Source organism: Deltaproteobacteria bacterium (assembly GCA_009692615.1).
Lineage (GTDB): Bacteria > Desulfobacterota > Binatia > UBA9968 > UBA9968 > DP-20.
In genome coordinates, this window is sequence record SHYW01000051.1 from 14994 (window position 1) to 33962 (window position 18969).

The following is an 18969-nucleotide window of genomic DNA, read 5'->3' on the forward strand; positions in this document are numbered from 1 at the left end:
AGATTTAGGAGAGAACGATGGACATCGGAACAGCGGAAATCAGCCGAATTATCAAAGAACAGATTCGCGACTACGAAAAGACGGTTGAGATCCAGGAAGTCGGCACGGTGCTTTCCACCGGCGATGGCATCGCGCGCATCCACGGCCTGGACAAAGTCGCCGCCGGCGAGCTGTTGGAATTTCCCCACAACATTTTCGGCATCGCGCTCAATCTCGAAGAAGACAACGTCGGCGCCGCGCTGTTCGGCGAAACCCACATGATCAAAGAGGGCGACACGGTCAAACGGACCGGCCGCATCGCCGAAGTTCCGGTCGGCAGAGAGATGATCGGCCGGGTGGTCAACGCCCTCGGCGAAGCGATCGACGGCCGCGGTCCGCTCGACGCTAAAGAAAAAAGACGTATCGAGCTCAAAGCCCCCGGTATCGTCTCACGCCAACCGGTTAAAGAGCCGCTGCAGACCGGCTTAAAAGCGATCGACGGCATGATCCCGATCGGCCGCGGTCAGCGCGAGCTGATCATCGGCGACCGTCAGACCGGCAAAACCGCCGTCGCCCTCGACGCGATCATCAATCAAAAAGGCGGCAACGTTACCTGTATCTACGTCGCCATCGGCCAGAAGCGTTCCACAGTCGCCCAAGTCGTCGACAGGCTCAGAGAAGCCGGTGCGATGGAATACACCATCGTGGTCGCCGCCACCGCCTCTGAGTCGGCGCCGCTCCAGTTCATCGCACCCTACTCGGGCTGCACCATGGGCGAATATTTCCGTGACAACGGCGGTCACGCTTTAGTCATTTACGACGATCTTTCCAAGCATGCCGTGGCCTATCGGCAATTATCTTTGCTGCTGCGCCGGCCGCCCGGACGTGAAGCGTATCCAGGCGACGTTTTTTACTTACATTCCCGTTTGCTCGAGCGCGCCGCCAAGATGAGCAACGAGCGCGGCGGCGGTTCGTTGACGGCGTTGCCGATCATCGAAACCCAAGCCGGCGACGTGTCGGCGTATATTCCGACCAACGTGATTTCGATCACCGACGGGCAGATTTTTCTCGAGAGCGATCTTTTTTACTCCGGCGTGCGCCCGGCGATCAACGTCGGCATTTCCGTTTCTCGGGTCGGCGGTAACGCGCAGATCAAGGCGATGAAACAGGTTGCCGGTACGCTGCGCTTGGAATTAGCTCAGTATCGCGAGATGGCGGCCTTCGCGCAGTTCGGTTCCGACTTGGACGCGGCGACGCAGAAGCAATTAAATCGCGGCGCGCGCTTGGTCGAGCTGCTCAAGCAAGGCCAATATCAGCCCTTGTCCGTCGAGCAGCAGGTGGTGATCCTTTACGCCGGCACCAACGGCCACGTCGACGAATTGCCGATCCCGTCGCTCAAGCGTTACGAGCAGGAACTCTTTGCTTTCATTTCGTCGAAGCATGCCGATGTTTTTGCCGACATTCTCAAGAAGCGCGAGCTCGACAACGATCTGCGCGCCAAACTCAATCAGGTGCTCGGCGAGTTTAAAGGGGTTTTCAAGGCTTAAGTTTCGAGTTTCGGGTATAGAGTTTCGCGTTAACCCGAAACCCTAAACTCGTAACCCGGAACAGTAACAACCATGGCAACACTGAAAGTCATACGTAAGCGGATCGGCTCGGTTAAGAATACCCAGCAGATCACCAAGGCCATGAAAATGGTCTCGGCTGCCAAGCTGCGCCGGGCCCAGGAATCGGCGGTGCAGGCGCGCCCCTATGCCGAGAAGATGACCGAGCTGTTGAAGAACGTCTCGGCGCGGGTTTCTAGCGAGGCCCATGTGTTGCTCACCGCCCGCGAAGAAAAAAAGATCGATCTGGTGCTGTTTACTTCAGACCGCGGTTTGTGCGGCGGTTACAACACCAACATGATCCGCGCCGCGGAAAGCTTCATGCGTGAGCATTCCGGCGCCAAGGAAATCTCCTTGACATTGGTCGGCCGCAAGGGGGCGGATTATTATCGCCGGCGCGGCGCCAAGATCGCCGATCGTTACATCGATATTCTCTACAAACCGGCCGATGAGTTGGCGGCGCAGATCGCCGAGAAACTGATTGCCCGCTTCATCGGCGGCGAGACCGACGCGGTTTATATTCTCTACAGCCGCTTTCGTTCGGCGCTGTCGCAGATCCCGACATTGCAAAAATTATTGCCCGTGGCGTTGGCGGAAACTAGCGACGTGGAAGCGCAGCAACAGACCGAATATTTATACGAGCCGGGCGTCGAGCAACTGCTGGCGAGCCTGCTGCCGCGGATTACCGACGTGGCGGTGCAGCGGGCGTTACTTGAAGCCACCGCCAGCGAACATGGCGCGCGCATGACCGCCATGGAATCGGCCACCGGCAACGCGGCGAAGATGATCGGCGCACTGACTTTGCAGATGAACCGGGCGCGCCAAGCGTCGATCACCCGCGAGCTGTTGGAAATCGTCGGTACGGCGGAAGCATTGAAATAGCAAATTACGCCCCCACCTCTTTCCTCCCCCGCATTACGGGTGTGGATGAAGGACGGGGTGAGCACGAACAGGAATTTCGGAGGTTCAATTACGATGAGTACGGGTAAACTCACCCAGGTTTTGGGTGCGGTCGTCGACGTCGAGTTTTCCGACGGCGCGCTGCCGCCAATTTACAATGCGCTGAAGATCACCAATCCGGCGATCAGCGACGCCGAATGGAATCTGGTCGTCGAAGTGGCGCAGCACTTGGGTGAAAACACCGTGCGCTGCGTCGCCATGGATACCACCGAAGGTTTGGTGCGCGGCATGGACGTGATGGATACCGGCGCGGGTATCAGCGTGCCGGTGGGCGAGGGAACTCTCGGACGGATCATCAACGTGATCGGCGAGCCGGTGGATGAAGGCGGTCCAATCAAAGCGACGAAGCTTTCGCCGATTCACCGATCGGCGCCGGAATTCGTCGATCAAGAAACCAAGGTTCAAGCCCTCGAGACCGGCATCAAAGTCGTCGATCTGCTCGCCCCCTATGCGCGCGGCGGTAAAGTCGGCCTGTTCGGCGGTGCCGGCGTCGGCAAGACCGTCATTTTGATGGAGTTGATCAACAACGTCGCCCAGAAACACGGCGGTTATTCCGTCTTCGGCGGCGTCGGCGAACGGACCCGTGAAGGTAACGATCTGTGGCTTGAAATGAAGGAGTCCGGGGTTATCAACAAAGCTTCGTTGGTCTACGGCCAGATGAACGAACCGCCTGGAGCCCGCGCCCGCGTCGCTTTGACCGCTCTGACGTTGGCAGAATATTTCCGTGACGACGAAGGCCGCGATGTCTTACTGTTCTTGGACAACATTTTCCGCTTCACGCAGGCGAACTCGGAAGTTTCCACTCTGCTCGGCCGTATGCCTTCGGCAGTCGGTTATCAGCCGACCTTGTCCACCGACTTGGGCGAGCTGCAAGAGCGGATCACCACCACGCGCAAAGGTTCGATCACTTCGGTTCAGGCGATTTACGTGCCGGCCGACGACTTGACCGACCCAGCACCGGCGACCACCTTTGCCCATCTGGACGCGACCACAGTTTTGTCCCGGCAAATCGCCGAGCTCGGTATTTATCCGGCGGTCGATCCTCTCGACTCGACCTCGCGCATTCTCGATCCGCTGATCGTCGGCGAGGAACATTATGCCGTCGCCCGGTCGGTGCAGTTGCTGTTGCAGCGTTACAAAGATTTGCAGGATATTATCGCGATTCTCGGCATGGACGAGCTCTCCGAAGACGATAAGTTGACCGTCGCGCGCGCCCGCAAAGTGCAGCGCTTCCTGTCCCAGCCGTTCTTTGTCGCCGAGCAGTTTACCGGCATTCCTGGGGCCTACGTCGAATTGAAAGATACCATTCGCGCTTTCAAAGAAGTGGTCGCGGGTAAACATGATGACATTCCCGAACAGGCTTTCTACATGGTCGGCACCATCGAGCAGGCCCAAGAAAAAGCCAAGAAGATGGCGGCGGCGTGAATTCGGCATGAGGCTTGAGGCGCGAGGCATGAGTCGATTCGGACTCGCGCCTCGTGCCTTCCGCCTCAAGCCTTGGTATTTTCCATGGCAGATAAGATCAAACTTAGAGTAGTGACCCCGAGCCGGTTGATGTTCGATGAGGACGTCGACGAGGTTTCGGCGACGGGCGAACTCGGCGAGTTCGGCGTGTTGCCCAATCATATTTCGTTTCTCTCGACGCTGGTGCCGGGTGAGATGACTTTCAAGCAGGGTGCCAACAAGCGCATGCTGGCGGTGAGCGGCGGCTATGCCGAGGTGCTGGACAACGTCATGACCGTGTTGGCGCCGGCGGCCGAATTCGGCGCCGAGATCGACAGCGCGCGCGCCCAGCGGGCCAAGGAGCTGGCCGAGAAGCAGCTGGTGAAGTTCAGCCGCGAAGAGAAAGATTTCCAACTAGCGGAGATTGCCTTGCAACGGGCGCTGGTTCGGCTCCAGGTTGCTAGTAAAGAAACAAGAAGATAAGTAAATAGGAATGCGATCGCAGTAAGGAGGAAGCATTATGGCCGAAGCAGAAAAACAAGAACCCATCATTACCATGTGGAGCAAGGAATTCACCTACGACCGGTGGATGAAGTCGAAAGGTATTCCGATCCACAAGGGCTATTTTATCCCTGATCTTCGCACCGTCGAGTTGGAGTGGTGGGAAGAACGAGGCTGCAAGGCCGCCTTCATTCAGCTCTGGGGCCAAGAAGGCGTCAGCGCCGCGCGCGTCACTGAAGTTCCTCCCGGCAAATCGTTGCCGCCGGTTAAGTTCGCCTTGGATGAAGTCGTCTACGTATGCTCCGGCCGCGGTTTGACCACCGTCTGGTCTGGCGAAGGCAAGCCGAAGAAGAACTTCGAATGGCAAGAGCACTCGATGTTTCTCATACCGCGTAACCACTGGCATGTGTTTAGCAACATGACCGGCGACAAGCCGGTTAAGCTGTTTCACTACAGCTATATGCCGATGGCGATGTCGGCGTTGCCCGAACCCGACATGTATTTCAACAATCCTTACGAATCGAAAATCACCGCCGATCAGGGCGATTTTTATTCCGAAGCGAAGATGGTTCAGGCGAAAGACGCTGATGAAGGTTTGGGTATGCGCGCCTTCTGGTACGGCAATTTTTTTCCCGACATGCGCGCTTGGAACAAGCTCGATGCCAACGAACGGCGCGGCGCCGGCGGCAAGAGCGTGTTCATGCAGTTCCCCAATTCCGAATTGACCGCCCATATGTCGGTGTTCGCCCCTAAGACCTACAAGAAGGCGCATCGTCATGGCCCTGGACGGGCGATCATCATTCCCGCCGGCGAAGGCTACTCGATCATGTGGGAAGAGGGCAAAGAGAAAGTCGTTTGCCCGTGGCATGAATGCAGCATGATCACGCCGCCGAACAAATGGTTTCACCAGCATTTCAACGCCGGCGGTGACATGGCGCGTTATTTGGCGCTCCATCCGCCCATGCAGTTCCATGGCCACGCGGAAAAGATCGAAGACCGCGCCAAAGATCAGATCGAGTATCCTAACGAGGATCCGTTCATTCGTCAGAAATTCGCGGAAGAGTTGGGCAAGCGCGGCATCGAGAGCATCATGCCCGCCGAAGCCTACACCAACCCCGACTACGACTGGTCCAAGACGATGGGCAAGCAATAAGTCATCATAAACTAAAAATTCGATTACGGAATCCCCGCTCCAGTGAGCGGGGATTCCTGTTATTGGGGTAGAACAATATGGCGGACGCTATACAGAGGCTACAGATGCACGACGATATCTACGATCACGACCATCCGGATAATTTCATCATTAAAGAGGATGAGATCGTCACCGACATCGAAGGGTTGGAGATGTTCTCGCTGAAAAGCGTCGGCATCGACATCGGCTCGTCGACATCGCATTTAATTTTCTCGCATATCACGCTGCGGCGCGAAGGCGCGTCGTTGTCTGGCAAGTTTCGGGTCACCGGTCGCGAGGTGCTCTATCGCTCGCCGATCATGCTGACGCCCTACACTTCGGCGACCAAGATCGATACCGATAAGGTCAATGAGTTCATCCACAACGCTTATAAAGAAGCGGGCTTGACGCCGGAGGATGTCGACACCGGCGCGGTGATCATCACCGGCGAAGCTCTGAAAAAAGAAAACGCCCAACCGATCGTTGAGAACTTCGCCAAATACTCCGGCAAGTTCATCTGTGCCGCGGCGGGCCATAATCATGAGGCGCTACTGGCCGCTTACGGCTGTGGCGCGGTGGATCTTTCCAAGGGCGAGCACAAGACTGTGCTCAACGTCGACATGGGCGGCGGCACGACCAAATTTTCTCTTGTCGAAGAAGGCGTCGTGACGCAGACCGCATCGATCAGCATCGGCGCGCGGCTGATCGCCTTCGACGAGAAAGACCAAATCACGCGCATCGAAGATCCCGGTCGAATCATGATGACCGAGCTTGGCCACAAAGTTGAGCTGGGCCAGAAGATCAGCGAGAAAATGAAAGAGGACTTCGGCGCCTATATGGCGAAGATTCTCTTCGAGGTCATTGAAACTGGGCCCAAGTCGCCGATGGCGAGTTCGCTCATGGTGACGCCGCCGTTCGTCAATTATACCGGCTTCAAACAAGTGCAGCACTTGGTTTTTTCCGGCGGCGTTTCCGAGCATGTTTACGACCGCGACCCGAAGTCCTATGGCGATATCGGCCCGGTGCTTGGCAAGAACATGCGCGATTATTTAAAAAAACTGCCCAAGGGTGTGCTACGCGAGCCCATCGAAGGCATCCGTGCCACGGTCATCGGCGCCGGCGAGTACACGATTCAAGCGAGCGGCAACACCAGCTATGTTTCCAACGAGAAGGCGCTGCCGGTGCATGGTCTCAAGGTCATTCAAGCGCCGGTGCGCGAGGGCGAGTCGGTGAGCGCTGGGCTCAAACAGGCGCTAAGAAAGTTTGACCTGAAAAGCTTCACTTCCGGCTTGGCTCTGTCCTTGACGGTCAGCGGCGTGCCCACCTATCAATCGGTGCGGCGCATTGCTGAGGGCGTCGCCGAGATTCTCAAGGAGGCCGACGATGCCACGTGCCCGCTCTATTTAACCCTGGACTTGGATATCGCCAAGTCGCTGGGCGCGATTCTGCGCGACGAACTCAACGTTTCCCGCGACATTATCGCCATCGACGGCATCGAAGTCGGCGACTTGGATTACATCGATATCGGCGAATGCTTGGGGATCACGGAAGTGATCCCCGTGACCGTCAAGTCGCTGATGTTTCCGACGACGATGAGCGATTAGCGCGTTCGAATTGGTTATAAGTTGCACAAAGGCCTCGCCCACCAGCGGGGCCTTTTTTTTGGGGCAATACTCACAGGATCATCAATGGCTGAATACTTCGCCTTCCAAGCCGCGCTGTGCTTTTCTATCGCCCATGTGCTCATCCGGCGCGGTTTAGTCGGCTCCAACGCATTGACCTGTTCGCTGATTTCCCTGGCGACCACGGCGACGATTTTTTGGCTGCTGGTTCTAGTCTTGATTCCATTATCCGCCCTGTGGACGCCGGCCATCGGTTACTTTATCGCCGCCGGGATTTTCGCGCCGGCCATCGGCCAGACCCTGGGTTACATCGGCATCGAGCGGATCGGCGTGGCGCGCTCGACGCCGATCGTCAACTCGGCGCCGATCTTTTCGTCGAGCTTCGCGGTGCTGTTTTTGGGCGAAGTGTGGACCGGGCAAAATATTCTCGGCACTCTGTCGGTCATCACCGGTGTGATCATCTTATCTTCAGGTAAAAATTCCGCGGGTGATGAGTGGCGCAAGATCGACATTCTTTATCCGCTCGTCGCCGCGGTGGCTTTCGGTATCTCGACGACGCTGAGAAAATCTGGATTGTCGCAATTACCTATTCCGCTGTTGGGCGCGGCGGTGACGGTGGGCACGGCGTTTATGATATTGCTGTTGCTGGTTCAATGGCGTGGCGGCCGCCAGGCGCTGAAATTCAATTCAATCAGCACGCGCTGGTTGTTCGGCGCCGCGGTGGTCAACACCGGCGCGATTCTCTCGGTGTTCTCGGCGCTCAACGTCGGTAAAATCGTTCGGGTCGAGCCGTTGATCGCCTGTAATCCTTTGTTAACGATTGTTTGGGTGGGAATTTTTCTGCGCCAAATCGAGCGCATCTCGGCGCGCATCGTGGTCGGCGCGCTGTTCACGGTGTTGGGAACCACGTTGGTGGTGACGGCGCGATAATTTTTTGCCATGGCGATCTACTTTTCCTTTCAAGCGGCGCTGTGTTTTTCCATAGCCCATATTTTCATCCGGCGCGGTTTGGTCGATTCCAACGCCATGACCGGTTCGTTTATTTCCTTGTCCATGAGCGCGGTGGTGCTCTGGCTCGCCGTGCCATTTTTCGCGCCGTTTGACGCACTGTGGAATCCGGCGGCCCTGTTGTTTGTCGTCGCCGGTATTTTCGCGCCCGGCATCGGCCGGACTTTGAGTTACGTCGGTATCGAAAAAATCGGCGTGTCCCGCTCGGTGCCGATCGCCAACTCGTCGCCGATCTTCGCCTCGGTATTCGCGGTGACCTTTCTCGCCGAGACTTGGGTCTTGCAGAACGTCATCGGCACGCTGCTGGTCATCGGCGGTATCGTTGTGCTGTCGATGGCGAAACCTGCGCGGGGCGAGTGGCGCAAAATCGATGTGATCTATCCATTGATCGGCGCGGTTGCCTTCGGCGCGTCAACGACGCTGCGAAAATTTGGTTTAGGTTTCATCAACATTCCGCTGCTCGCTGCCGCAGTGACCGCGGGCTCGGCGGCGCTGTTCTCGTTTGCCCTGCTACAAATTCAGGGCGGCAGGCGGGCGTTTAAGCTCAACCGCCGTAGCGCCGCTTGGCTTTTTCCCGCCGGTTTGTTCAATACCGCGGCGATGCTCTCGGTGTTCTTCGCTTTGAGTCACGGCAAGGTGGTCATCGTCGAACCGCTGGTGAGTTCAAATCCAGTGACGACCTTGCTTTTAACGTCGATCTTTTTGCGCGATGTCGAGTCGCTTACGCTGCGGGTGATTCTCGGCGCGGCGTTGACCGTCACCGGGACGGTTCTCGTGGTGCTGGTGAAATGAGTTGTTTCACCCTTTGCAGGTGATAATAATAATCACAATCAAAGTTCGGAGGGTTAGCGAAGATGTCCAAGGCGATGCAAGCGGAACGCAAAATGTGGAGCAAGTTCTACAGCTACGATGAGTGGATGGAAGGCCAAGGGATTCCCATCTACCGCGGCTACTACATCGAGGATCTGCGGACATTGGAATTGAAATGGTGGGACGCTCGCGAGTGCAACTCGGCGTTCATTCAACTGGTCGGCCAGGAGGGGGTTACTTCCGCGCGAGTTACGGAAATCCCTCCGGGCAAGACTTTGCCGCCGCTGAAATTCGCCCTTGATGAAATTGTCTACGTCGTTGAAGGGCGCGGGCTGACGACCATTTGGTCCGGCGAGAAGCGGCCGAAGAAATCTTTCGAGTGGCAAAAACACAGTATGTTCTTGCTGCCGCACAACTATACACACCAGTTCACCAACATGCAGGGCGACAAGCCGGTGCGCTTGCTGCATTACAATTACTTGCCGCTGACTTTGTCCGGCCTGCGCGATGTCAATTTCATCTTCGGCAACAATTACGAAGGCGCCGACATTCACAACGAGATGGATTTTTATTCCGAAGCGAAAATGGTTTCGCAAAATAATCTCGACGAGACCTGGGGCCGGCGCGCCTACTGGTACGGTAATTTTTTCCCCGACATGAAAGCCTGGGACAAGCTCGATAGCAACGCCCGGCGCGGCGCCGGCGGCCGTAGTGTGTACATTCAATTCCCCGACTCGGAAATGTCCTGCCACATGTCGGTGTTCGACGCGCGCTTATACAAGAAGGCCCACCGCCATGGCCCCGGCCGTGTGATCGTCATCCCAGTCGGCGAAGGCTACTCGATCATGTGGGAAGAGGGCAAAGACAAAGTCGTCGTGCCGTGGCATGAAGCGAGCTTGTTCGTGCCGCCCAACAAATGGTTCCACCAACATTTCAACGCCGGCGGCGATCCGGCGCGCTATTTGGCGCTCCATCCGCCCATGCAGTTCCACGGCCACGCGGAAAAAGTCGAAGACCGCGCCAAAGACCAGATCGAATATTGCAACGAAGATAAATGGGTGCGCGAAAAATTCGAAGGCGAGATGAGCAAACGCGGAATCAAATCGCTGATGCCGCCGGAAGCCTACAGCGATCCGAACTTCGAATGGAATTGGAAACCGTTTGTCGAGCAAAAGCTGAAGTAAGCTGCTGCAGTTTTCACCGCCATAAACAAAAAAGCCCCACCGATGTGGGGCTTTTTTGTTTGCGGGCAGCCAAGATTCCATCGGTTTAGGTGCGCGGCTTTAAAATCGCCGTGAGCTGATCGTCCGCGCCGTCGATGCGCTCGAGAGTGGGATAGCGCAATCCTTCGAAGTACGGCAGACGAACGGTTCGATAGCGATCGAAGGTTTTTACCAATAGCTCAATCGGCTGATTCGCGCCTTTGGCAGCGCGAATGGCGTCGAGCAGCAGTTCCGGTGTAAACTCTTGGCCGTTGACGGCGATCAGCGTGGCAGCCGTGGTAAGGCCGGCTTTAAAAGCGGGACTATCCCAGAGGACTTCGGTCACTTTGCCTTTGTCGCGGGTCGACACTACCAGGCCGAGCGAGAAGCCCAGGTTGATGGACCTGCTCCGCTCGTCCGCGGACTTCAGATAAGCGGACTGTTCTTCTCGGTAGATCAGCTGCCAGCCACTGCGCTTGAGACCATCGAGGGGTGCCGCCGGTCCATGGCCATCGAGTCGCTCTTTCAGGAAGGCTTTCCAGTCGTACGGAGAAACAGTGTTGAGTGCCGCCGAGACATCGTCGAACGTGTAAGTGACGACATCGTAGCTTTTGTCTTTGGTGCCGAAGAAGGCGCGGGCGAAATCATCGAGCGAGCGCTGGTCCCGAGTAAGCTCGCGAAGCTTGGTATCCACGTCGAGCCACAGCAGAACGCCCTCGTTGTAGTAATCCACGGTGCGCTGCCAGCTCGGAAAGGGCAGCGATCTGCCGCCGAGGATTGGCTGATTAGTCGTGTCCTGCAGATTGCGCCACACGCGGCCGGGCCGGTTGCGATCGTGGACAGCCGCGATGTTCGCCAGCACATCCTTTGCGACTTGCGGTGACCAAAGTCCGGATCGCGCGCTCAGGACAATTCCCCAGAACTGCGTCTGGCCTTCATATACCCAAAGCAATGAGTCTTGCATCGGCACATTGAAGTTCGCCGTCCAAAGATCGGCCGGCCGGCGCTGCTTGCCGTTCCAAGAATGTGTCAACTCGTGCGCGAGCAGATCGCGCCCCGGAGCGTTTTTTTCCCACTCAGTGAAGTGGCCCGGGCGGTGCACGTTCTCGCTGGAACGGTGGTGCTCGAGACCGATGCCGCTGAAATTCTCGGTGAGCGCCAGTAAAAAATCATAACGATCGAACGCGCGCGTGCCGTAGAGCGCGTAGGCTTCTTTCATCAGTTTTCTGTAGGCCGCGAGCTGTTCAGGTTTGATTTCAAGTCTCGACGGATTGTCCGCGACCATATTGAGATGCACCGGCACATCGGCGCCAGGATCGAGATCGACGCGCTGGTAATGGCGGCCGGCAAACAACGGCGAGTCGACCAACATGTCGAGTGCAGTCGGCGCGAACTCAACGCGCTCGGCCCTGCGCGAGGCTACGTCCAATGCCGTGGCGAATTGCCAGCCCGCGGGTAACTTTACGTCGGCCTTTACCGCTATCCGGCTGGCGTAGTACCCAGCCGGATAAAGCACCACGGTGTTCCATTGCAGGCCGAGGATTTCCGGTGTCGCGACGATGCGTCCTTGCTCGCTGGTCTGCGGCGAGGCGAACTGAAATTCGAGGTCGATGCGATCGGCATCGGCGGGCACTTCGATATGAAACGCATACATGTTGATTGGATCGCGCAGCCACGGTAAGCGCCGGCCGCGGGTCGTGACGATCAAACCTGTCAGCAGGTTAACCGGGCCGCTGGGTCCATGGGTGCCTGGTAACCACTGCGGATAGAGGAGCGTCAACGGACCCGGTTTCACCGGCACCGACTCGCGCACCGTGAACAGCCGGCGCTCCAGATCGGTTAGATCGACGCTTAAGCTCAGCGTGCCGGGATAAGCAATATCTTGCGGCGCGGGAATTTCGCCGGCATTGACGGGCGTTACGCAGCAAAGGCAAAGCAGCGCGATGGTGAAAAAATTTTTTAAGTGAAACATCTTGGAGCAACTCCCTGATCAGCGAACCAGCGCGTGTTGATCGGTATTCACTAGGTGCGAATGACGGACCAGCCTGCCGATGGCCATTGTCGGCGGAGCGTATCCGATAAGTTGGATTTACGTCAACGGCGAGCGGTGAAGAGAAAACTAAAGGTGGGTTCCAGGGGAAAAGTTGACTCTTCCTTCCGTCATTCCCACGCGGGCCAGCATCCAGGCAATCATTGGCTTGGCAGTGTGAGCAAAGATGGATGCCGGCCTGCGCCGGCATGACAATACTTCACTTCAGGTGACTCCAACTATTTGCCGTCGTCGATGCTGACGACAATGATGGCGTTGGCGATCAGCCAGCCGTCTTTGCCCGTCTCGTTGAGCACCTGCAAGCCACCTTGGACCACGTTGATATGGCTGCCTCCGTGGGGCAGCGAGTCGAGCACCGCTTGTTTGTCTACCGCTTCCGGCTTGGGCACGCCGATGGTGACATCCACCCGCATATCGTCGGCGGTCTTGCCCACTAGACGGGGAAATCCCAGGCTGCTGTGATGAATCGCATCGAACACCGCGCGCTTGGCGGCAGCAGTATAATCCAAGCCGTGCACATCCACGCCCATACCCATCTCTGTAACGCATCGTACCAATGCCATGGCTAGTTACCTCCACCTGTTCGTTATCATCGAAGCGATACAGCGCTCCTACGCGTTGACGTTGAGATCGACCAAAGCGGTGGCGCAGGGCGCGGTTTCGAGGAAATCCCAGCTCTTCATCCAGTCATAGGTGCGTTGTAGTTCATCGGCCGGGATCGGCGCCGGATCGACCAGATAGAGGCGGCTCGCGCGCAGATCGTCGATGGTGAGCTGGCTGATCTGCGGATCTTTGTCGCGATAGTAGTCGATGAAATAGTGCAGATAGGCGCGCTTGTTCGCCATGATCCGCCGCACGGCTTCGCGGATCGCGCGATTAAAAGCGGCGTAGGTTTCGCTGTCGACACGATCGGACGCGACGTCGGTGCCGTGATGAAATGCCGAGATGACGATGCGGCAGCCCATTTTTTCCGCCAAAGAAATATACGGTTCGGTGAGGGTCGTCGCTTCGATAGTTCCATCCATGAGCATCTTGAAGCGGAAGTTGGAGCCGTTCGGCACCCGGCCGAGCTTGATTAACTCGCGCGGCACGAAGCCTTCCAACATCTGCAAGCACAGATAATGTGTGCCGCTATAAAAGGGGATGCCGATCTGCACGTCGGCGAATTGCTGTGGCACCTGCACCGGCGAATCGGCGCGAACGACGAGCGCGGCAAAATTCACCATGGACCGACGGCCGACCTGCCGGCTACCGACCTTGGTGGTTTCAACCCGCGAAAAATTGCCCCATTCGCAGGCGTTGTAGAGGTCGGCCTGGCCGGATTCCATCATGCGTCCGTGGCTGGTGTAGCGCTCGGCTTCCTTATGATCCGTGATGTGCAGCTGCGGGCTTTTGTCGAGGCCCTTCTCACGGTCCATCCACTCGATCTGGATGCCTTCCTTCTCGAACAGACCTTCGTCGTGGGCGACGAGCTCGGCTAAGCCTTGAAACGGCGCAGTGGTCTCCAATCGCAATGTTTTCATAGATTACTCCCCATGGGACTTTTGATCAGTGATTCCTTTGTACAGCGCCATTCTAACTTCTGTCAAACACCCGACCTAGAGAAAAGCTTTAGCGTACCAATCGCTGCTCAAAGAACCATTGGCCACGAAGATGTGAAAGGAAATTCGGCAATTTTCACACCTGCACTTCGGGTTTTCTCCGACCTGTGGGTTTCAAAAACCTTGCAGTTTCCCGTCGGCGGTTCTGACCACGTGCTTGAGGGGCGCACCTGAAAGATAGCGGCGCGTGTTGTCGCGGATAAGCTCGCTCATCCGGCGCCACAATTGCCAACCGCCCTGCCCGCCGACATGCGGCGTTATCAGCACATTGGGGAGATCCCACAGTGGGCTCGCGGCGGGCAACGGTTCTTCGGCGAAGGCATCGAGTCCGGCCCCCATGATGCGGCCCTCGGTGAGGGCGCGGGCCAGTGCCGCTTCGTCCACAACTTTACCGCGGGAAATATTTACAAGGATCGCGGTTTCTTTCATGAGCGCGATTCGTTCGGCGCTGAGAAATCCCCTTGTGCTGTTGTCGAGCGGCATCGCCACCATGACCACATCGGCGCTGGGAAGAACTTCGTTGACTTTTTCCCTGGGTACGACGCGATCGATCTCCGGCACGGCGGGGACAGACGAGCGGGTGACGCAGATCACTTCCATATCGAACGCTTTGGCCTTGCGCGCGATGTCCTGACCGATATGGCCCATGCCGAGGATCACCATGCGCGCGCCATCGGGGTCGAGTATGTGGGAAGACATAGTGAGCCGTGCCCACTCTCGCTTTGCGCGTAGTTGCTCGAAGCGGTGAAAGTTTCGCATGACGCCCAGCATCAGGGCCATGGCGTGGCTGGCGAGCACCCGCTGGCTGACGTCGCCGCCATTGGTGACCCAGACACCATCCGGTAGGCCCGCCCTCAGTCCGATTTCGACGCCGACGGTGGTGAATTGGATCCACTTGAGCGCCCGGCCTTTGTCACGCACCAGGCGCGCGAAGTCCGCGCTGAAGGCGGAGTTGTAAGCATGGAGGATTTCCGCGCCGTCGAGTGCATTGGCGAGGGATTCGAGATTGTGAGCCTTGGCCGCCTCGACCTCGGGAAAGTCGCGCAGAAAAGCTTCGTCCACCACATCATTGGCGGCGTTCACGAACTGGGCAATACGAACTGTCATGATGCTCCTCAGTGGCCGCGGCACACTGGCGTGCCCGGTCACGATTAGAAAACTTAGATACTTTTTATTTTATCTTTGACGGGAAGTATATCGCGAGCGATCGTTGCTGGAGCCCTGACCGATTGCTGGGGCCGGATTTTACAATCCTACTTCAGTCAATGTCCTAACGTGAATTCTCAAGCTGTTTGAGCCCGCGGCTCACCGTCGTGTATGGTACTGTCGTAAGGGAGTGGTCAGTAAGCCCAAGATGCGGGATCGTGTTGTGACGCCACAGCTTAAGGGAGGACGCTCGGTATGTTCAAGAGACCTTACATTCTCGCGATTGTATCCTTCCTTTTGATCCCCACGGTCGCCGTGTTGGGTGGGATATTGGTTCTTTCCATCAATCCCGAAATCGCCGCGGGTCGTGCGAATTACGAGCGCAACTATTGGCTGTTGAGTCTGGCGCAGAGTATTTCCATGTGGGCAGTCTTGCTGGTGGTTGTAGGCTTGTGGTTTCTGACCTGTTTTTTTCTGCTCAAGTCCAAGAACCGATCCTATGGGTGGTTGTTGCCCTTGGCTGTCCTTGGCCCGTTTGGTTTGATGATCCTGACCATGCTGAACGACACCGCGCCAGCGCCTGGAGATTTGTACCAACAATTTGTCGGTAAACTAAAAAGCTATCTGCGTGTTGCCTATGAACTAGGTTTTTTCGTGGTCCTTTGGGTCGGTGCGTTTCTAGCCATGGTTTTGACGCGCGACCTCATGATCATGTATGAAGCCGCCACCACCGGAATTTCGGCAGAGCAAATCATCAAACTACAAAACGACTCCAGCGGTATGTGGGCGTTGAGCGAGGGTTTGGAAGTCTTGTTTCTGGTGGTTCTCTTCTATTTGCTGTGGCCGATTTGTTTTAACGTCGTAGGACGCCTGCGCGGACTATGGACCTCCGCCAAGAAGGTTTAGAGAAGTGGTTGCGCGGTTTGGCCCAGTCGAGAATTGCGAAAGTTGAGTTAGTCAATACTCTGGCCTGACCCTAGGGGTGCTCTCAATATGACCCCGTAGCGCTGGCGATAGTGCTCGATGCGTTCAAGATAAGCGCTTCGGTCTTGGTCGTCGTAAAATGTTTTTTTCGTTGATTGCCGCGCACAATCACATGATACAACGCCCCGTCAAACTCGACTCTGGGCTTGCGTGCCATGGACTGAAACTAGCAAGAGGGGAGAGAATAAGTCAATACTCAGGCCTGACCCCAATCATGACCCCTGAATCAATGGCCTTACCGGCAAGCGCGGGTGAACTTGCGGGATCAAGCCGGACTTGAGTGGAAGATGTCTCTCTTCGGCAGCGACACCATCGAGGCCATTGAGGAAGTCGCTCGCGGCGACGTCCATCTCGCGACGATCAATCCCTCCAGCCCCCTGACTATGGCGTACCGCGGACGCGGTCCTTTCAAAGAAGCGATTCCAGTCCGGGCGATTGCCGTCATTCCCACCCAGGACCAGTTTGCTTTCGCCGTATCCGAGAAAACAGGATTAAAGTCTTTCATGGATTTGCTTGAGCGCCGCTACCCGTTGCGCGTTTCGCTCCGCGGTCAGAAACGTCATTCGGTTCACCTCGTGGTCAAAGAAGTGCTGGCGCAGGTCGGATTTACTCTCGATGACCTGGTTTCGTGGGACGGTCAGGTACGCTACGACGAGGGCATGCAGGATGGTCCAAATCGTTTCGGCGCCGTGCAACGGGGCGAGGTGGATGCCATTTTTGATGAGGCGGTGAAGCGTTGGACGAATCAAGCTCTCGATGCCGGAATGCGGTTTCTTCCGCTGGAGGAGGAGCACATCACGCGATTAGAAGAAATCGGTTTCCGTCGCGCCATCCTGTCTAAGGATATCTACCCCAAGCTCCTGGCCGATGTGTCCACCGTCGATTTTAGCGGCTGGCCGATTTTTACCCACGCCGACGTATCCGAGGATATCGTAAGATCGTTTTGTCTCGCGCTGGACAATCGAAAGGATCGTATCCCGTGGCAGGGAGAGGGTCCCCTCCCCTTGGAACGGATGTGCGAAGACAACCCGGAGGGACCATTGGATGTGCCGCTTCATCCCGCGGCAGAGATCTTTTGGCGCGAGCGAGGTTACTTGAAATGACGGGCAGAGATCAGGGACAGGGCAGGTTTCAGACTAAGCTAACCTCCGATAAGCACTTATCAGGAAAAGCAGAACTGGCTAACTTCATACGTCCCCTATTTTGCCCCCTTCGGTTGCGGCGTCGCCGCGTCTACTTCGAAAACGTTTCACGAAGCAGTTTCGCGTACTCGTCGATCTGATCGGCGAGATTCGGGTTTACGGGCACGATGCGCAGATCTTTCATGAGCGCGGCTTGCTCCTGAGCGACGTCGGTGCGCGCCGACAGGCGGTGAAAGCCGCGCATGATCGCCTGCCCTTCTTTCGATAATACATAGTCGACATAGAGTCTCGCCGCGTTCGGGTGTAAGGGTTGGGCCGTGACGCCGACACCGATCATGATCGCCGGCACGGGACCGGGCGCAATCCAGTCGATCGGCGCGCCCGCGTCACGCAAGCGGTTGACCGAGGCCACCGGTATGTTGATATCGAATACCGCCTCGCCGGCAGCGACCAATTGCGCAATCAGACTGTGCCCGGTGCGTTGGAGAATTTCTTGTTTCGCCAGCTCGCGCATGAACCGCAAGCCGTTTTCCCTGCCCATAATTTGCAACATCCCGGCAAACCAATCGACCTTGGTGCCCTCCATCATCATCTTGTTTTTCCATGCCGGATTCAGAAGATCCGCGTAGGTTTTCGGAACGTTCGCCTGGCGCAGGAGATTCTTGTTATAGGCGACGACGTAGGGGTGGTAATAGAAAGTCGTCCAGAAATCATCTTCTTTGAAATCCTTGGGGTAAACGCCGCCCTCCGTAGGGTTGTACCGTCCCAAAACACCTTTGGCCTTGAGCGTGTGCATGCTGAACTCGACGGTTTGAACGACGTCGGCAAAGCTTTTTTTCGCCCGCGCCTCGGTAAGCACCCGGGTCAATAGCCTTTCGCTGCCGGCGCGAGCGAACTGAACTTTAAGAAACGGATATTTCGCTTCGAACTTTGGCAAGATCACATTGGCTTCTTCAAGCGTCAGCGAAGCGTAAAGCACCAGCTCACGCTCGCGCTTGGCGCCTTCGATGAGCTCCTGCGGCGTAGCGCCATTCGCCACAGTGGCGCAGAGGAACCACATCCAGGCGAAGTACGCGATACCCCCTGCCCGGGTGAATATTTTCCAAAGCATCTTTGCCAAGTCGATTACACGAGCACGCGCTGCTTCAAGCGATGGGGTAAGAACTCAACTTTATCGATCTTCACGCCGATACCTTCGTCATCAAACAGTCCAGCGCCACCGCTCCTTTGCCCTTTTCGAAAACCATCAGCGGATTGATATCGACCTCGGCAATTTCATCCGCCAAATCGATGGCCAGGCGCGAAAATCGGCAAAGGATCTCCGCCAGCGCGTCGATGTCACTCTCTGCTTGGCCGCGCACGCCCTTGAGCATGCGGTAACCCTTGAGCTCGCCGATCATGTCCAAGGCATCGGATTTTGTCAAAGGCGCAATGCGCATGGCGATGTCCTTGATCACTTCGACAAAGATGCCTCCTATGCCCACGACGATCACCGGACCAAATTGCGGGTCGCGCGTCATACCGACGATCACTTCCCTGTCGCCCGTGACCATTTCCTGAACCAGAATCCCGTCGATCACCGCCGAGGCATCATGGGCTTGAACGTTGCGCAAGATTTCACCGTAGCAGCGGCGTAGCTCTGATTCATTCTGAATATTCATTCTAACCGCCCCGGCCTCGGTCTTGTGGGTAATTTCGGCCGACTCGACCTTGAGCACGACCGGATAGCGGATGGTCTTGGCCAAC

General features: G+C 56.8%; 17 protein-coding genes. 11 read left to right on the forward strand and 6 right to left on the reverse strand.

What is annotated here, in order from left to right; translation table 11 throughout:
* Positions 1 to 17: 17 nt before the first annotated feature.
* The 9 genes from EXR70_13675 to EXR70_13715 all read left to right on the forward strand — a co-directional run bounded on the left by EXR70_13675 (position 18) and on the right by EXR70_13715 (position 10282).
* Positions 18 to 1526, forward strand: a complete 1509-nt coding sequence (locus EXR70_13675) for a F0F1 ATP synthase subunit alpha (GenBank protein ID MSP39531.1) — start codon at positions 18 to 20, stop codon at positions 1524 to 1526.
* A 72-nt stretch (positions 1527 to 1598) separates the two neighbouring features.
* Positions 1599 to 2465 carry an ATP synthase F1 subunit gamma gene (gene atpG / locus EXR70_13680; protein MSP39532.1) on the forward strand — a complete coding sequence of 289 codons (867 nt, stop codon included), beginning with the start codon at positions 1599 to 1601 and terminating at the stop codon, positions 2463 to 2465.
* A gap of 87 nt (positions 2466 to 2552) precedes the next feature.
* On the forward strand, positions 2553 to 3968 hold the full coding sequence (gene atpD / locus EXR70_13685) for a F0F1 ATP synthase subunit beta (protein ID MSP39533.1): 1416 nt from the start codon (positions 2553 to 2555) through the stop codon (positions 3966 to 3968).
* 84 nt (positions 3969 to 4052) lie between these two features.
* On the forward strand, positions 4053 to 4469 hold the full coding sequence (locus EXR70_13690; GenBank protein ID MSP39534.1) for a F0F1 ATP synthase subunit epsilon: 417 nt from the start codon (positions 4053 to 4055) through the stop codon (positions 4467 to 4469).
* 37 nt (positions 4470 to 4506) lie between these two features.
* Positions 4507 to 5640 (forward strand): cupin domain-containing protein, encoded by a 1134-nt coding sequence (locus EXR70_13695; GenBank protein MSP39535.1) that lies wholly within the window; start codon positions 4507 to 4509, stop codon positions 5638 to 5640.
* A 104-nt stretch (positions 5641 to 5744) separates the two neighbouring features.
* Positions 5745 to 7262 (forward strand): recombinase, encoded by a 1518-nt coding sequence (locus tag EXR70_13700; protein ID MSP39536.1) that lies wholly within the window; start codon positions 5745 to 5747, stop codon positions 7260 to 7262.
* 84 nt (positions 7263 to 7346) lie between these two features.
* Positions 7347 to 8210 carry a DMT family transporter gene (locus EXR70_13705; protein ID MSP39537.1) on the forward strand — a complete coding sequence of 288 codons (864 nt, stop codon included), beginning with the start codon at positions 7347 to 7349 and terminating at the stop codon, positions 8208 to 8210.
* Positions 8211 to 8219: 9 nt separating this feature from the next.
* Entirely contained in the window at positions 8220 to 9080 is an 861-nt protein-coding gene (locus EXR70_13710; protein MSP39538.1) for a DMT family transporter, read from the forward strand.
* 62 nt (positions 9081 to 9142) lie between these two features.
* Positions 9143 to 10282, forward strand: coding sequence for a cupin domain-containing protein (locus EXR70_13715; GenBank protein ID MSP39539.1), 1140 nt, complete (start codon positions 9143 to 9145; stop codon positions 10280 to 10282).
* Positions 10283 to 10367: 85 nt separating this feature from the next.
* Here the strand turns inward: EXR70_13715 and EXR70_13720 are convergent, their stop codons facing one another.
* The 4 genes from EXR70_13720 to EXR70_13735 form a co-directional block, all read right to left on the reverse strand.
* Positions 10368 to 12272 (reverse strand): M61 family peptidase, encoded by a 1905-nt coding sequence (locus EXR70_13720; protein MSP39540.1) that lies wholly within the window; start codon positions 12270 to 12272, stop codon positions 10368 to 10370.
* A gap of 296 nt (positions 12273 to 12568) precedes the next feature.
* Positions 12569 to 12913, reverse strand: coding sequence for a hypothetical protein (locus tag EXR70_13725; GenBank protein MSP39541.1), 345 nt, complete (start codon positions 12911 to 12913; stop codon positions 12569 to 12571).
* A 48-nt stretch (positions 12914 to 12961) separates the two neighbouring features.
* Positions 12962 to 13873, reverse strand: a complete 912-nt coding sequence (locus EXR70_13730) for an ABC transporter substrate-binding protein (protein MSP39542.1) — start codon at positions 13871 to 13873, stop codon at positions 12962 to 12964.
* A gap of 192 nt (positions 13874 to 14065) precedes the next feature.
* Entirely contained in the window at positions 14066 to 15058 is a 993-nt protein-coding gene (locus EXR70_13735; protein MSP39543.1) for a D-2-hydroxyacid dehydrogenase, read from the reverse strand.
* 294 nt (positions 15059 to 15352) lie between these two features.
* On the opposite strand from EXR70_13735, the gene EXR70_13740 reads away from it, so the two are divergent.
* Together EXR70_13740 and EXR70_13745 are read left to right on the forward strand one after the other, a co-directional pair.
* Positions 15353 to 16003 carry a hypothetical protein gene (locus EXR70_13740; protein ID MSP39544.1) on the forward strand — a complete coding sequence of 217 codons (651 nt, stop codon included), beginning with the start codon at positions 15353 to 15355 and terminating at the stop codon, positions 16001 to 16003.
* 365 nt (positions 16004 to 16368) lie between these two features.
* Positions 16369 to 17184 (forward strand): hypothetical protein, encoded by an 816-nt coding sequence (locus tag EXR70_13745; protein ID MSP39545.1) that lies wholly within the window; start codon positions 16369 to 16371, stop codon positions 17182 to 17184.
* Between the two features lie 130 nt (positions 17185 to 17314).
* Here the strand turns inward: EXR70_13745 and EXR70_13750 are convergent, their stop codons facing one another.
* Positions 17315 to 18343: an extracellular solute-binding protein gene (locus tag EXR70_13750; GenBank protein ID MSP39546.1), complete on the reverse strand. Its 1029-nt coding sequence runs from the start codon at positions 18341 to 18343 to the stop codon at positions 17315 to 17317.
* A 61-nt stretch (positions 18344 to 18404) separates the two neighbouring features.
* The gene (locus EXR70_13755; protein ID MSP39547.1) at positions 18405 to 18968 is read right to left on the reverse strand and encodes an acetyl-CoA synthetase; all 564 of its coding nucleotides are present in this window, start codon (positions 18966 to 18968) and stop codon (positions 18405 to 18407) included.
* Position 18969 lies beyond the last annotated feature (1 nt).

Coding starts and splice junctions, on each gene's coding strand:
- EXR70_13720 (MSP39540.1), bottom strand. CDS start 12,272: ATGTTTCACTTAAAAAATTTTTTCACCATCGCGCTGCTTTGCCTTTGC.
- EXR70_13695 (MSP39535.1), top strand. CDS start 4,507: ATGGCCGAAGCAGAAAAACAAGAACCCATCATTACCATGTGGAGCAAG.
- EXR70_13735 (MSP39543.1), bottom strand. CDS start 15,058: ATGACAGTTCGTATTGCCCAGTTCGTGAACGCCGCCAATGATGTGGTG.
- EXR70_13700 (MSP39536.1), top strand. CDS start 5,745: ATGCACGACGATATCTACGATCACGACCATCCGGATAATTTCATCATT.
- atpG (MSP39532.1), top strand. CDS start 1,599: ATGGCAACACTGAAAGTCATACGTAAGCGGATCGGCTCGGTTAAGAAT.
- EXR70_13715 (MSP39539.1), top strand. CDS start 9,143: ATGTCCAAGGCGATGCAAGCGGAACGCAAAATGTGGAGCAAGTTCTAC.
- EXR70_13705 (MSP39537.1), top strand. CDS start 7,347: ATGGCTGAATACTTCGCCTTCCAAGCCGCGCTGTGCTTTTCTATCGCC.
- EXR70_13725 (MSP39541.1), bottom strand. CDS start 12,913: ATGGCATTGGTACGATGCGTTACAGAGATGGGTATGGGCGTGGATGTG.
- EXR70_13675 (MSP39531.1), top strand. CDS start 18: ATGGACATCGGAACAGCGGAAATCAGCCGAATTATCAAAGAACAGATT.
- EXR70_13740 (MSP39544.1), top strand. CDS start 15,353: ATGTTCAAGAGACCTTACATTCTCGCGATTGTATCCTTCCTTTTGATC.
- EXR70_13745 (MSP39545.1), top strand. CDS start 16,369: ATGTCTCTCTTCGGCAGCGACACCATCGAGGCCATTGAGGAAGTCGCT.
- EXR70_13710 (MSP39538.1), top strand. CDS start 8,220: ATGGCGATCTACTTTTCCTTTCAAGCGGCGCTGTGTTTTTCCATAGCC.
- EXR70_13730 (MSP39542.1), bottom strand. CDS start 13,873: ATGAAAACATTGCGATTGGAGACCACTGCGCCGTTTCAAGGCTTAGCC.
- EXR70_13690 (MSP39534.1), top strand. CDS start 4,053: ATGGCAGATAAGATCAAACTTAGAGTAGTGACCCCGAGCCGGTTGATG.